Annotated in this window: 12 protein-coding genes and 2 pseudogenes; 4 read left to right on the top strand and 10 right to left on the bottom strand. The window is 64.4% G+C overall.

Features of this window, described 5'->3' with window-relative positions:
• Positions 1–113 precede the first annotated feature (113 nt).
• The 3 genes and pseudogenes from JVH1_RS43180 to JVH1_RS43170 form a co-directional block, all read right to left on the bottom strand.
• On the bottom strand, positions 114–284 hold the full coding sequence (locus JVH1_RS43180; RefSeq protein WP_009473044.1) for a hypothetical protein: 171 nt from the start codon (positions 282–284) through the stop codon (positions 114–116).
• Positions 285–583: 299 nt separating this feature from the next.
• Positions 584–1,483: an alpha/beta fold hydrolase gene (locus JVH1_RS43175; RefSeq protein ID WP_009473045.1), complete on the bottom strand. Its 900-nt coding sequence runs from the start codon at positions 1,481–1,483 to the stop codon at positions 584–586.
• 518 nt (positions 1,484–2,001) lie between these two features.
• Positions 2,002–2,504 (bottom strand): annotated as a pseudogene (locus tag JVH1_RS43170) (hypothetical protein); the annotation flags it as partial.
• On the opposite strand from JVH1_RS43170, the pseudogene JVH1_RS43165 reads away from it, so the two are divergent.
• Positions 2,488–2,751 (top strand): annotated as a pseudogene (locus tag JVH1_RS43165) (hypothetical protein); the annotation flags it as partial. The pseudogenes JVH1_RS43170 and JVH1_RS43165 overlap by 17 nt on opposite strands.
• A 577-nt stretch (positions 2,752–3,328) precedes the next feature.
• On the opposite strand, the gene JVH1_RS43160 reads toward JVH1_RS43165, so the two are convergent.
• Positions 3,329–3,655, bottom strand: coding sequence for an ANTAR domain-containing protein (locus JVH1_RS43160; protein WP_043777689.1), 327 nt, complete (start codon positions 3,653–3,655; stop codon positions 3,329–3,331).
• 186 nt (positions 3,656–3,841) lie between these two features.
• Positions 3,842–4,036, bottom strand: coding sequence for a hypothetical protein (locus tag JVH1_RS43155; protein WP_009473050.1), 195 nt, complete (start codon positions 4,034–4,036; stop codon positions 3,842–3,844).
• A 118-nt stretch (positions 4,037–4,154) separates the two neighbouring features.
• Between JVH1_RS43155 and JVH1_RS43150 the strand changes: the two genes are divergently transcribed.
• A complete protein-coding gene (locus JVH1_RS43150; protein WP_009473051.1) occupies positions 4,155–4,310 on the top strand; it encodes a hypothetical protein in 156 nt (51 codons plus the stop codon).
• 274 nt (positions 4,311–4,584) lie between these two features.
• Entirely contained in the window at positions 4,585–6,867 is a 2,283-nt protein-coding gene (locus JVH1_RS43145) for a LuxR C-terminal-related transcriptional regulator (protein WP_009473052.1), read from the top strand.
• A gap of 14 nt (positions 6,868–6,881) precedes the next feature.
• Here the strand turns inward: JVH1_RS43145 and JVH1_RS43140 are convergent, their stop codons facing one another.
• The 4 genes from JVH1_RS43140 to JVH1_RS43125 all read right to left on the bottom strand — a co-directional run bounded on the left by JVH1_RS43140 (position 6,882) and on the right by JVH1_RS43125 (position 11,470).
• Positions 6,882–7,136 (bottom strand): hypothetical protein, encoded by a 255-nt coding sequence (locus tag JVH1_RS43140; RefSeq protein ID WP_009473053.1) that lies wholly within the window; start codon positions 7,134–7,136, stop codon positions 6,882–6,884.
• Between the two features lie 159 nt (positions 7,137–7,295).
• Positions 7,296–9,035, bottom strand: a complete 1,740-nt coding sequence (locus tag JVH1_RS43135; protein ID WP_009473054.1) for a PEP-utilizing enzyme — start codon at positions 9,033–9,035, stop codon at positions 7,296–7,298.
• A 54-nt stretch (positions 9,036–9,089) separates the two neighbouring features.
• Positions 9,090–10,211, bottom strand: a complete 1,122-nt coding sequence (locus JVH1_RS43130) for a hypothetical protein (protein WP_009473055.1) — start codon at positions 10,209–10,211, stop codon at positions 9,090–9,092.
• Positions 10,205–11,470 (bottom strand): phosphotransferase family protein, encoded by a 1,266-nt coding sequence (locus JVH1_RS43125; protein WP_371113186.1) that lies wholly within the window; start codon positions 11,468–11,470, stop codon positions 10,205–10,207. The genes JVH1_RS43130 and JVH1_RS43125 overlap by 7 nt, the downstream gene beginning before the upstream one ends.
• 88 nt (positions 11,471–11,558) lie before the next feature.
• Between JVH1_RS43125 and JVH1_RS43120 the strand changes: the two genes are divergently transcribed.
• Positions 11,559–12,695: a hypothetical protein gene (locus JVH1_RS43120; RefSeq protein WP_009473057.1), complete on the top strand. Its 1,137-nt coding sequence runs from the start codon at positions 11,559–11,561 to the stop codon at positions 12,693–12,695.
• A 61-nt stretch (positions 12,696–12,756) separates the two neighbouring features.
• Here JVH1_RS43120 and JVH1_RS43115 read toward each other — a convergent pair whose 3' ends face one another.
• Positions 12,757–13,611: an SDR family NAD(P)-dependent oxidoreductase gene (locus tag JVH1_RS43115; RefSeq protein WP_051033643.1), complete on the bottom strand. Its 855-nt coding sequence runs from the start codon at positions 13,609–13,611 to the stop codon at positions 12,757–12,759.
• Positions 13,612–13,714 lie beyond the last annotated feature (103 nt).

Below are 13,714 nucleotides of genomic sequence, written 5' to 3'. Positions count from 1 at the left end.
CGCTGCAGTTCCGGTCGACACCCGGATTTGACCTGCACCACCCTGTCACCGCTGCCCCATGCTCACCGCGTGATCCCATCAGGGCCAGGACCTCGGGCGCTGCACGGGCGGGATCATGTCGGATCCCCCGGTGATCGTTCGAGACTGTTGAGCTCATCGAGAACCTGGTCGACCGCGGTGGTCGGGATACCGGCATCCGTGCTCTCCGAAGCGCGGAGGCGGTTGCGCACGGAGGCGAGCATGGCGAGTGCACGCGCGAGGTCTGGGGCGGTTCGGTCGCCCACGTTCTCATCCTTCACTGAGCGGGTGGTGATCAGAACTGCGGGCTGACCGGCTCAGTGAGATTGTTGAATACCGGTACCTCACACACTATTTCGATCCTGTAATACCGAGAGGGCGCTCGAGGGCTTCGCGCTGACGTCGAGCACCTGGTACACGGCACGAGCGGGAAGGGACCTGAGGCAGTCGGTCCGGCAGCGACCAATTCCGGAGCGAATCCGGTTCGCCGAGGCAACCGGCACAATGTAGATCCGAGATGAGCCGGTTGAGCCCATGGCCGGCTACGTCGAGGGTCTCGACGGCGTCAGTGACGCGCTGCGACAACATCGTTGTCGAGAAAACCCTTCAACCCGCCGCTGAAGACATCGTTGTCGTCGCCGGCGACCATATGACCGGCCCCGGCAACGTCGATCAGTGTGGCGGTCGGGATCAGCTCGAGCAGCTCCCTGGCGCCTTCCTCGCTGACCACATGGGATTGCTTGCCACGCACGAGCATCGTGGGAACCGTGACCGCGGCCGCAGCCTTCCGTGCGCGTTCGTATCGCACGAGCGAAGCGGCCTGACGAGTAGGTTCGTCGCCCTGGCGAAGAAACTTTGGATCCCAATGCCAGAACCAGCGCCCATCACGCAGGCGGAGGTTCTTGCGCAACCCGTCCGGGTTGGGCTTGCGAACACGGTTCGGGGTATACGCCGCGATCGCCGCAGCAGCCTCGGCCAGGCTCTCGAAACCCTCGAGGCCACTGCGCATGAACGCCATGATCTCCGCGGTACCGGCGGTTTCGACCTTCGGCGCGATATCGACCAAGACCAGACCGCGAGCGAGCTCCGGGTTCTCCCCCTGCCCGATCAACGACGTCATACCGCCCATCGAGGCACCGACGAGTACCGGCTGCTCCCCCAGCTGCCCGATGACCGACGTGAGGTCGGCGACCAACGCATCGATGCCGTAGTCCCCATCCGGTGCCCACTGGCTGTCACCATGCCCCCGTGCGTCCACCGCGATCGCGGACCAGCCGTCCGCCGCGAGGCTGCGGCCGGTGTTGCGCCAGGAATGGCGGGTCTGCCCGCCGCCGTGCAGCAACAGCACCACGCCTTTTCTGTCGACGCCTGATCCGCCGGCACCCGGTGATAGTGGATCCCATCGGTCGGCGGCGAGGGTGACACCGGCACCGCGGAATTCGGGCTGTGTGACTACGGGATCCATAAAGTTCCTCACCACCATTATCGAATGAGCGTTTCCCTTCATGTTGCACCACGAGGTGAACCATGATTCACCCGCACTCCTCGTGACATGACGTATCAGCACAGGTGTGGGCTGTGTCGGCCGACTGCCGTCGGTGTCTTCCGAGGTTGCCGGCCCCCGGTCGATGGGACCGACTTGCCGGATCACCGCCCTCCCAACCTACCTGCAGTCGTTGGCCTGCTGACTGTCCAGGCCCGCCCTCTCGCGACGCGAGCCGCAAGGACTCTCGCACACGCAAGGCACCGTAGCCCGCACAAGGAGCCCGCTACACCGGGACAGCGATCGCCGCGCCGTACTCGCCCGCGAGGCACTGAACGTAGGCCGTGCCAGCCCGCGACCCGATGCAGGGATGAGTACCGTGATCAGGCGGCTTGCCGCCCAGTCGGCTCACAGCGGCCCTATCCTTGTTGAAGATCCCTCGGTGCGCGCCGCTCATCGCAGCGACGCTGGTCGCCGACACCGCTCATGTCGACGAGATTTCACTCGGGGGTCGCCGTCTTCTCGGCGACCGCGGTCGCCGGATGCACGGCGACCAGGCCGAGGCCCTGGCGTCGCTTACACAGCCGCGCCAGTTCGCGATACACGGCCTTGCCGAGCAACGCGGTGAGCTCCCGCGCGTACGACTGCCACACCGGTTTGGCGCCGACGTGCGCGTCCGGCGAGCCGGAGCAGTACCAGTTCAGGTCTGATCCGCCCTCACCCCAGCCGCGGCGGTCGTACTCGGTGATCGTCGTCTTGAGGATCTGCTCGCCGTCGGGTCCTCCACCCATTCCTGGGTGCGCCGGATCGGCAGCTGCCAACACACGTCCGGCTTCACCTCGAGCGGCTCGATACCGCGCTCGAGCGCCATCGAATGCAGCGCGCACCCGATGCCACCCTCGAATCCGGGACGGTTGAGGAAGATGCACGCACCCCGGTAGCGGCGGGTACGCAACGCCGGCTCGCCCTCGAGCTCGTCCTCCTCGATGTACCCCCTCTTCCCCGAGGTTGCGCTCGACTTCGCTCGGGAATGGGTGGAGTTCCTCGATCCCGACGACGCCGAGCATCTCATCGCCGCGGACATGACGTGGCTTCTCTAGCAGTGGACCTGCGTGTTCGGTACTCCGGCGTGCCAGGGCATCATTGCGGGCCGACCCGACGACGGCTGCTGCTCGCACGGCGCCTTCTTCACCGACGAGGAGGATGTTGCGAGGTTGCACCAGTCCGTGAAGCTGCTCAGGCCTGGGGACTGTTCGCGACGGCCGCCCCGGCGGCCCCAACCTCGCCGCCGCCGGTTTCCTCTCGGCGCCGCCGCGCTGGCCGGTGCGCTCGGAGCCAACGCAGGGTCCACGATCCCGGCCGAGCGGGCTACCTGCTGCGCCATGGTCGGTGCCGAGGTGTCCATACGGTCAGCGCCCTGTGCGGCGCTCGCCCTTACTCGCTCTGATCGCCGTCGGAACTGGAGACCTCGTGCGATGCAACAACTTGGGGTTGATCAACCGGATATCACCGCGGTGATGTCGCAGGGGTCTCGGCGAGAGTCGGGTCGGGCGTCGTTCGCTCTCGGACGGGATCGGATCGGTCCTTGTCTGTCATGTGGGTGGGCTACCGTCGGGGTCTGTGACAGCAGATAGTTCGCGGCGTGCGCACAAGATGACGCCCAGCCGGTGCCGAGTCAGCACTTCCGCGGACGCCGGGGCCGGGCGGCGACCGCGCTCCCCCGTGTCGAGGGACCGGAATCACGCCAGAGCGGTTGGCGCTGGCCGGTTTCCGGAAGGGGGGTCGATCACATGCTGTGATCCCACCGAGGTGTGTTCCTGCGTTGGTTCAGCTGGCGTGGGCGTGCCGGTGTGGGAGTTGGGTGAGAAGCTGCTCCCATTCGTCGAACCGGACTGCGTCCGGTGTCCGCCGACGGGTCGGGGATCCGGCGGCAAGGTCGACCAGATTCCGGGCGGCACCGACAACGGTCTGGTGATGACGGCGGGAGACGTCGAGGAGTTCGTCGAAAGCCTGGGCGCCACTGCAGCCGCGGGCGGCCATCAGGATGCCCTTCGCGGTGGCGAGAAGTTCGCGACCGTCGGGGCGCCGGCGGGGAAGAAGGCGCGTCGCGCCCGGCACCGGGGTGAGGGGTGATTCTGCGGTGTCCTCGATCATGTGATGTGCCCTTTGCTCTCGTGCATCGACCGGGACGTGCCGGTGTGCCGGCAACCATCCCGAGCGGACATGAATGTGAGCCACATCACTGACGATGTGTGATCAGTTCTAGCACACCGGCACCAACCGGCGATCTGCACACACGTCCAGATACCGGCCGCCACCTCGCACACACCAACGTGGTCGTCATGCGCGACGTGGCGACGCGACCGCGGTGGGGCGCGGCAACACCGCTGGTCGGACAGGTACGGACGGGAGGAGGGTCAGCGCGCTCAGGGCCAGGGTGACGAGCAACCCTCCGGCGATGGCTCCGCCACTGCCTGCGCGGAGAACGAGGACCTCGTCGGTCGCAGAAGCGGGGCGCGGATGGTGTGCGGTCATCGGTTCTCCTTGACGGCCTGGCTCGCCCGAAACGAACTTATCTATGTCAAATACAATAGATTTTGTTCGACATCGACGCAATAAAAACTCAAGCCACGGGCGGCCCTGAGTCCACCCGATGATCGCCGAGGTCAACCGACAGCTGACAGAACGCAGCGACGGATGGATGGTTGCTCGCTGGTGGATGACTGTCGTGGACGGGCACACTCCGGCCGGCCTGATCGATACCGACCCGGAGGCCCTGCGCGTGCGGGCGGCGGCGTTCGCCGGGTAGCGCGGTGATCGCACCGGCTCGGTTTCGGCGACGCGGGGCATTGCCCTGCGGCCGGGGGGTCGGGCGGCGGCGGTTCATGCGCGCATAGGATCAAACACGTTCTCCAGCAGGCAGCGCGCGCGCGTTTTGCCTGCCTGCCCCGCCCTGCCCCGGTCCCTGTCCGGTACTGCTTCAGTGATCGCCCGCCTGCGCCGTAACGCCCAGGGAGGTCCCCAAGGTGCCTCAGCCATGGGGTGACGTCGCAACTCACCACACAAGGTGAGATGTTTACCGCATGAGTGCGCGCCCGGTCGGCAACCTGCCCGTGGAGTTGACCAGCTTCGTCGGTCGTCGGGATGGTCTCACCCAAGCCAAAAACCTTATCGGCTCCGCTCGGATGCTGACCTTGACCGGTATGGGGGGTGTGGGCAAGACTCGATTCGCTCTAAGACTCGCGAACGAAGTGCGGCGTCACTTTCCCGACGGGGTGTGGCTGGTGGAACTGGCGGATCTCCGTCAGGGTGACCTGCTGGCACAGACCGTCAGCAACGCACTTCGAATTCGGAATGAGTCGTCCGATCCTCAGAGCATCTTGGTCGAACACCTTCAGGAGCGGCGGCTTCTCCTCGTCCTCGACAATTGTGAGCATCTAGCCGAAGCATGCGCGTTGTTGATCGGCCGGCTTCTGCAGGCGGCACCGGCTCTCAAAGTGTTGGGGACGAGTAGACATGTGCTCGGGGTCGTGGGTGAGCAGGTCTTTCCGGTACCTCCGCTCACACACGAGTCACCCGCGACCGGCTTGAGCGAGGCGGTGGTGTTGTTCGAGGAGCGCGCATCCGCTGCAGATCCGCAGTTCCGGATCACCGATGAAAATCGCGAGGATGTCGCGAAGCTGTGCCGAGCACTCGAGGGCCTGCCGTTGGCCGTCGAACTCGCCGCAGCCCACGTCCGGACGTTCAGCGCCGCCGAGATCGCCGAGCGGCTCGAGCATGCGGAGGTCCTGACGGCCACCGAGCGTACTCGACACCCGCGCCACCGCACGTTGGACGCAGCGGTCGACTGGAGCTACCAGTTGTGCACGCCGGGTGAACGCCGCTTATGGGAGCAGCTCTCTGTCTTTTCGGGAGGATTCACGATCGAAACCGCGAACGGGGTCTGTCTGGCCGCCGAGCCGGCCTCCACTGTCCTTGGCGCATTGATAGGGCTGGTCGACAAGTCGGTCATCGTCCGCATCAATACCCCTCACGGGATGCATGGCCGCTACCGAATGCTGGAACCCGTGCGCCAGTTTGCCCGCGAGAAGCTGGCGTCCTCCCCTGACGAGCAGCTCGTGCGGCGCCGTCACCGTGACTACTTCTTCCGCCTCGCCCAGCGCAGTCTCACTGACTACTGCAGCAGCAAAGACGTCGAGTGGTACGCCACGACGCGAAGCGAGCAGGCGAATATTCGCGAAGCACTCGAATTCAGCCTGACCGACCCCGACAGTGTCGCTACAGCGATCGAGATGGCGACGGCTCTGCGTCCCTTCTGGCAGCAGTCCGGATCGATGCGCGAGGGATACCATTGGCTCCGCCGGGCCCTTGACCGCATTACAGAGCCCTCCGCCGAGCGTGCCGCGGGACTCGTTGCCGCGAGCATTCTCGGGTTTCTTATCGAACAGACGGACGAAGCCAGGGCGCTACTTCGTGAGTACCGCGAACTGATTGCTCGACCGGGATTCGACGACGTCAGCGCGATAACACCTTTCGCCTACGCGATGGAGGCGTTTGCTGACGGGGACGTCCATCTTGCGTTCCTACAAGCAGAAAAGGCGGTCGAACTGGGGACTGAACAGGAATGCATTGTCCCGGTCTCGGAAGCGATGGCCCTGTCCGCTCTGTGCGCTTTCATTACGGAGCACGAACGCGCAGAAGAAATAGCTCAGCGTTTCGTCCACTTCACGGAACAACACGCCGCGCACTTGTTCCAAGCTATAGCTCTGTACCCGCTCGGTGCAGTGCGGTGGCGTAGCGGAGATATCGCTTCCGCCACAGCTCTCATGAGGAAGGCCATCCATCTTTATCAGATGTTCGAGCAAGCAGGCATGGTCGCGGTCTGCATCGAGGGGCTTGCTTGGTCAGCCGCCAAGCGCGATCCTCGCCGTGCTGTCATGCTTCTCGGCGCCGCCAAATCGATTTGGCGGCGCAGCCAGATGCGGCTGCCTCAGGCCGCCGTGCACGCCGTCACCAGGGGAATCGAAGCTCAGCTCCGCGAGGAGTTGGGCGACCCGGTCTTCACACAGGTCTTCGCCTCCGGCCAGGATCTCTCATTCGACGAATCGGTGGCGCTCGCCCTGGGATCCGAGTCGGATCCAAAACCCCGAGCCCGAAGCTCTGCTGCTCACGCCGGCCTGACGCGGCGCGAGCAGCAGATCGCGGCTTTGGTGGCCGAAGGACTCACCAACAGGGAAATTGCCGCCAAACTGGTGATCTCACCCAGGACGGTCGACGCTCACGTCGAGCACGTCCTCGTCAAGCTCGGCTTTCGCTCCCGGACCCAGATCGCGCGATGGTTCGGCTCGCCCGACCAATCGGACTAAACACCCGCAGTCGCTCACGCGGTAGCGGCGAGGTAGGCGAGCGCTTCTACACCCGCGTGCGTCAGAATGACGTCGCTGCTGCTTCGCCCCTCAGCGCCGAAGGCAATGAGACCCAGATCTTCGAGTCGTCCGAGCGCCTGATACTCGGCGCCGGAATCCATGTGGCGAAGGCCGATCTGTGCACTGTCAGATTCGCACCACCGGTGAGACTGCGCCACCAACTCCCTAACCGCTATCTGCTTGAGCACACCCAGCTCTGCTGTTTTCATGTGACCTCCTTGTCCAGGTCCAAGCCTGGCCGGAGACGGTCCTGGATACCATTCGGCAAACTACCTACGTAGGTACCTATGCCCTGGATCACATTGTGATATCGATGCGCGCCCGCGTTTCCCCACGGCCGGCTGGCCCGGCCGCGGCGCAACGTTCGATTAGTGCACCGTGACCGTCCCCGCGCCGCCATCAACCGTGAGCACTGCGCCGTCCTTGATTCGCTTGGTCGCTTGCCGGACGCCGAGCACGCACGGGATGCCGAGTTCTCGGCTCACGATGGCCGCGTGACTCATGGAGGAGCCGACATTCACCACGACGGCAGCTGCTGAGGTAAAGATCGGCGTCCAGCCGGGATCGGTGAGCGGCGCAACGAGGATCTCACCCGGTTCCAGGTCGGGGGCATCTTCGGGGTTAGCGATGACACGCGCGACGCCGGTCGCGACGCCGGTGCAGGCGGGCAGCCCCGTCAAAACATCCCCCGAAACGACAGCCTCGGCACCGGGGTCCGTCTTCTTCGGCCACTCGGTGACTGGCGGAATCTTTCCAGCCTCGAGGAGGAACGGGGGCTCGAGTTCGGCGAGCTGATCGAACCACTCCCAGCGTTCGACAATGATGTTGTGGAAGGAACGCGGGTCGGCGACCAGGGCGTCCAGCTCGTCTTCGCGCACCATCACAATGTCGTCGGGACGGTCGAAGATGCCTTGATCGGCGTACCTTTGCCCGAGCTCGGCCATGGGTAGCCGGGCCTCGTGCAAGACCCTGATCGTGTTGGTCTTGCTTTGTTCGCGTGCAGGTGAATAGACGGAGACCGACTGAAGTGCGGCCTCGAGCTTGGCCAGCTGTTCAGGCGAGTCGGCGAGCTTGTCGCGTATCTGAGCGACGCAGAGCTCCCTCTCCTCTCTGAGCCTTTTACTCTGCTGGACCGGGTTCTTGTCCTCGTCCTGAAGTCGCATCCGGTCGATCATTCCCAACGGAATGGACGGGAACGCTTCCCAGGTTCGCGCATTAGCCTCCCATTCCTGTGTGGAGCGGGAACCGAACTCGTAGAGGAACTCGTCGAATACGGCGAGGAAGTCATCAATCTCTGGATCGCCTGCGGCTCGGAGGCGCTCGTCGAGCGAGGCTATTCCTTGTTCGAAGTGAGCTGTCAGGATCGGACTCTGCCTCACCAGTCGCCCGAGTTTCCACATCGCATGATTCGGGGCGGCCGAGGCGATGTTGCCGAGGCCCGCGGTCAGCCGGACCGCTAGCCCCGGATCGTCGAATGGGGCAACGGCGTCCTCCAATGCCCCGGTGACGATGGAACCCTCGTAGACCATCCGCAGATGGGTGCGGGTAAACGTCGGATAATGCTCTCGCATCACCATGCGCTGGTAGGCGACGAGGTCTGACTCGCTCATCGAAGCATAGTCGGGGCGGGCGCTGCGCAGCTGCTCGGCTGCTTTCCGATGCTCCTCGATATCGGATCGGCTGGTTTCGCTCATGACCCGCTGGACAGTGGCCAGGATCCGATCGGTGTACTCGGGCTTGTCGTCGTCGGGGTGCGGGATGTAGGGCGGCGCTTCGCGGTCTCCGAGATAGGTGCGGTCCATCAGATCTGCGGTTGCACCGGGCATCCGGGCACCGAAAGTGCGCATGTTGGACAGGTTCAAGTACACGTATCCGTGCACGAGCCCTTGGATATCGATGACATCGCCCCGAAACTCGTCGAGGTCGAATGCACCGAATTCGGCGAGCGCCTGCTGCCACTCACGTTCCGAAGGCGGGCCACCGATCATGCTCCAGAACAACGGTGTAGCAACGGTAGACGACACTTCGCCGACATTTCCGCGGGTGTACACAGGCCACCGCGCACTCAATTCGTTGTCGACTACCCAGGGCCGCGTGATGTCGCCCATAATTCCCCTTCCGGCGACTCCGAGTGGCGCCGCTCACAAAGAATACTAGTGTAATCAACAATCGGATTCTAGATCTACTTGCCCATTCTGCCGTCTCATGTCACCACTGCGCCACATGATCGGCAGGTGGGCGAACCCGGCCTCGCCGTCGACCTCGATCGCTGCCAGATTCTCCCGGTGACCCGGCTCGATCAGATGCCCGTCGCAAAGGACAGCACCGGAATCGGCCAGTTCGTAGACGTCGTATTCGGCTACGTCGCCGCGACGAGCGCCGAAGCCCGAGCCGTCGTTGAAACCGCGGTTGTAGCCGCCTCCGCGACTGGCCCAGGCTCTGCTCGGGTGTGGCGTCGCACGCATCGAGAGTTCACTCCCATCCTCCAACGTGAGGCGTAGCAGAGCTTCACTCCAACCGCCGGGCACCTTTGTCACGTTGTGGTCGACCGCCGTAACCCCCAGCGAGGAGCCGTCATTCGCATATACACGTCCATCGATATAAGGGGGCCGACCGTCGGCATACTCGCGCAGTTGTATCAGGCCGTACCGGGTCGAGGTCGAGAAGTTGCACCAGATCGTCACGCTGCCGACGCGGCGCGACAGTGGCGGAGGTTCGAGTCCTCCGACGTCGACGCGCACACCCCAGGAATGGTCTCGGTCACCCCACCAGTCGTTGACGTCGAGGCGCCGCCCCTCTACCTCCACCCAGCCATTCCAGGACCCGACCTGGTCGTAACGGGTCTGCTCTTGAATAAGTCGGTGGCCCGCCATTTCTCGATGCTTGGCCTCGAGATGCGGATGGCGAGCGGTGGTGAACACGAGTTCGGCCCGTACGGGCTCAGACGGTCCGTCGACCGTCAACCGGATTCGCCGGAACGGTTCCTCCACATCGATTTCGAAGGGGCCGACGCCAACGTGATGAATATCTGCCGCATCGGCGATCACGTCGATCTCTGTGGCCATGCGCAGATTGTGCTGACGAGACCCAATCAGCACGTTGACGAAGGCATCCCGCGTCGCCATATTCGGGTACCTACCCGTGCCGGCGAAGAAGGCGAACCCGCCGACGGGGTCCAACCCTGAGAACCAGTACCGATCGAAGAATCGATGGTCTGGTGTCGCCACGACGGCGAAGGGGTCCGACGTCTGATGGAATAGGCTCTCGTCCAGTGGCGTCAGCACTTGATGGCTCCCGACAAGTGCATCGACGACACGGAAAGTGCTGCTCGCGTAAGGAATCGAGGAGCGAGCAGCAGCCCTGAGATGCCATAGAGAACCTGCTCGGGCCGCTGCAGGAAGACACTGCGCATCCGGTACGCCGAGACGGCCCGCCAGAAGTCCTGCCACACGATGTACCACGCCAGCGCGTCGCCAGAAGGTTCCAGCCCGCCCACTGCAACATACTCGCGCAGAAACTCCGACCACGACTCGTCGTCGAGCGTGGGACGCAAATACGCGAGATCTTCGACTGCAAGCCCGACGTGACTACGTTCCCAATCGAGCACTCCCGACAGTTCCTCACCCTCGAGGAGGAAGTTGTGCGGCCCGAAGTCGCCGTGCACCAGCACCGGCGCGTCAGTCTGGTCGGGGATCGCTGCTTCGAGCCATTCGAGCACTACGTGGAAAGCCGGTGCCCACGCGTCGTCACCGTCAGCCCATATACTTTCGAGGACGCCTCGTCGTTCGGCGAGCGCCTCCCGACGGTCGTCGATGGACACCAACGGCGGCAGCGGGGCCGTGTCGATCGCCGCAACGTCGACCTTGTGCTGGCCGGCGACAGCTAGTGCCACCGATGCCAACACCGTCGCCGACGGTGGTTCGAGCCACCCGTTCGGGTCGCCGGCGGGTACGCCGGAGACGGCGGAGGTCGCGATCGCGGGGGCGCCCAGTACGTCGGCGTCGTACCACCACGGTTCGGGTACGGGACACCCGTGCTGAAACGCCGACCGCAGGACGTCATATTCGGCGCGAAGGCCGTCTGCCCGACGTCCCGGAGCCACCTTGCGCACGACGAATCGTTCGCGGGAGCCGTCCGTGTAGGCCGCTGTCGCCATCACCATCTCCTTGGAGAAGCCACCGGACAGTCGCCTGATTTCCTCGACGGAAGTCGCCGTGTGCTCGTCCCGCGGATGGTGATCGAGTGCGGCGCCGAGGCTAGCAGCAGTCACGGTCAGTTCCGCGGAGGTTCCGTAGTCGATCGGCACCGGCGCACCGTCCAGTTCGTCTCCGACCGAGGGCAACTCACGAGCGAGGAGCTGATCGGCGCCCTGGGGCGATGGGTTTGCGGCACGTCTGTGTCCGAGGTCGTCGTCGAGTTCTGCCCGTTTGAGGAGAGCACGCCCGACCGTCACCAGCTCGGCGACCCGACGCGGGTCGGTGCCGACGAGCGCCAGCTCTGCTTGAAGGACACGAGCCACCTGTGAGGTTACCGAATGTCGCACTCCCGCACCGTAGCACCGAACGGCAATAACATCTAGAGTTAGACTATCGATGTTTCGATTATCCGACCCTGCTCTCACGAGGTGACCAGTGATTGACGAACGCTCCCTCCACCCTGCGGACGAAACCCTGCTCCACCAGGCGCCGTGGCCGTTCCTGTACGCCGCGACGAGCGATCACCGATTCTTCGACCGCTACTGGTTCGCAGGTGTCGATCCCTCTGGCGGTTTCGGATTCGTCGCAGGGCTCGCCGTCTACAAGAACATGGGTGTATGCGACGGCTTCCTCTGCATCCTCGAGGGGGACCGGCAGCACAACTCCCGGTTCTCCCGCGCTCTGAGCGATGACGTCCTCACCACGGGGGTGGGTGGCCTCAGGGTGGACGTAGTCGAGCCGTATCGGCAGATCAACGTCCGCCTGGACAACCCTGACACGCCGATTACCGCGGACTTGACCTTCACCAGCGACCATGCGCCGGCGTGCGAGGCGCATTACGTCGACTCGCGCGGTGGGCGGATCGGCCAAGAGATCACGAGATATCACCAGCCCGGGCGTTGGGAGGGCTGGATTCAGTACCCCGAGAACAAGGTCACCGTGAACAACTGGTGGGGTACCCGTGACCATTCCTGGGGTATACGGCCGGGCGTAGGTGGATTCGATCGCTCGGTCGCGGATCCACAGGCCGCCAAGGCCGCGTCCCCGACGGCGCCGACCGCATCGCTGCTGCACATCGCTCTGGTCGTGGAGCACGAAGATCTCTGGGTGTCGCTCCAACAGCGTGAGGACGGCGAAGGGAAGATCACTTTCAGCGACATGGTCGCCATGACACGGGAGGGCCTGCGCCTGCCTGTCAGCGTGTCGGCGTTCGACATCACCTTCCACCCCGGAACCCGGCAGTACGACGAAGTGCGGCTGGGGCTCTCGATCGGTGACGGGCAGGATCTCACAGTCCGCGTCACACCGTTGATCCATGCCTGGGCGTATGCCGGCACGGGATACGACGGCGGCTACAGGGATGGTCGTGGCCTCGGCGCCTGGCGCGGAGACGTCGCCGAATACGACGTCTATGTGCATGCCGATCGCGAGCAGGTTCTCCTCGAGGGTCGGCCGACTCCGACAGGGCATCGGGAGCAACTCGCAAAGATGACGGTGAACGGGATCGATTCCACTGGATACTGCGCCGTGATGACGCGCGGGGCGCTGCCGCATCGCGGCCTCGCCGAGTGAGCGGCGACCCCGCTACGCCCAGGTGTAGCGGGGTCGAATGGTTTTTTCGCCCGATATTCAGCTACGACCCGATAGTCGTGCGATCGGCGAGCATCTCCGGCCGAGGAGTCTGCCAGGGCATGAGTGAACGCACTCCGACACCGCCATCCACCGGGAGGACCACACCGTTGACGTAGCGCCCGGCGCTCGAGCTGAGATACAACACCGCGTGCGCGATATCCTCGGGCGCTCCTGCTCTCGGAAGAGTGGGCTCCCGCCAGGCATCGCGATCCTCCTCAGCCGGGTCCGCGGCCGCACGGAGCCCCCCACCGTGATCTACCGCTATTCGACCGACACGAATTGCGTTGCAGCGTATTCCGAGATGCCCATAGCTTCCCGCGATCGCACGGGTCATCGACTCGATCGCCCCCTTTCCGGTGGCGTACGTGTCGAAACCGGGCATCGCCTGGGCTGCGGCCATGGACGAGATCATGATGATACTTCCGGCACGTGCACCGACCATGTCGCCCAGCGCTTCACGAGTCGGAAGGTAACTCGACGTGACGGTTCTGTTCATCAGCGTTGCAAACGCAGCCGGCTGTACCGCACCCAACGGACCATCCACATCGCGCGAGTGCAGAAGATCGGTCGGGCCGGCGTTGTTGACGAGAACACTGACCGCCCCGTAGCGAGAGCGGACCTCGCCGAACAGCTCGGTGACCGAAGCCTCGTCGCTCACGTCCGCCCTGGCGAAGTGGACGTCGCCCACCGTTCCCAATTGCTCGGCCGCGTGCTGCCCGCGATCGGAATTGCGCCCGCACACGACGACCCTGGCTCCAGCAGCGAGCAGCACCTTCGCGGTCTCGTACCCTATGCCCGCGGTGCCACCGGTGACAATCGCGACTTCGCCATCCATGCGGAACGGAGCGGTGATCATAACGTCGCCCCATGGCAGTCGATTGGGTTGTCGAGCGGCTCGGACATTTCTGCCGGGCACCTGAAGGTACATCTCGGACTCATGTTTCCCCTTCCTGTAGGGG

This window comes from Rhodococcus sp. JVH1 (assembly GCF_000280725.2).
Taxonomy (GTDB): Bacteria; Actinomycetota; Actinomycetes; order Mycobacteriales; family Mycobacteriaceae; genus Rhodococcus_F; species Rhodococcus_F jostii_A.
Note: the sequence above shows the minus strand (reverse complement) of the source record. Positions and strands in the feature narration are given on the sequence as shown.

Excerpts from the sequence above, each read along its gene's own strand:
- JVH1_RS43175 (WP_009473045.1), bottom strand. The coding sequence starts at position 1,483 with ATGGATCCCGTAGTCACACAGCCCGAATTCCGCGGTGCCGGTGTCACC.
- JVH1_RS43135 (WP_009473054.1), bottom strand. The coding sequence starts at position 9,035 with ATGGGCGACATCACGCGGCCCTGGGTAGTCGACAACGAATTGAGTGCG.
- JVH1_RS43145 (WP_009473052.1), top strand. The coding sequence starts at position 4,585 with ATGAGTGCGCGCCCGGTCGGCAACCTGCCCGTGGAGTTGACCAGCTTC.
- JVH1_RS43115 (WP_051033643.1), bottom strand. The coding sequence starts at position 13,611 with ATGATCACCGCTCCGTTCCGCATGGATGGCGAAGTCGCGATTGTCACC.
- JVH1_RS43140 (WP_009473053.1), bottom strand. The coding sequence starts at position 7,136 with ATGAAAACAGCAGAGCTGGGTGTGCTCAAGCAGATAGCGGTTAGGGAG.
- JVH1_RS43150 (WP_009473051.1), top strand. The coding sequence starts at position 4,155 with ATGATCGCCGAGGTCAACCGACAGCTGACAGAACGCAGCGACGGATGG.
- JVH1_RS43155 (WP_009473050.1), bottom strand. The coding sequence starts at position 4,036 with ATGACCGCACACCATCCGCGCCCCGCTTCTGCGACCGACGAGGTCCTC.
- JVH1_RS43160 (WP_043777689.1), bottom strand. The coding sequence starts at position 3,655 with ATGATCGAGGACACCGCAGAATCACCCCTCACCCCGGTGCCGGGCGCG.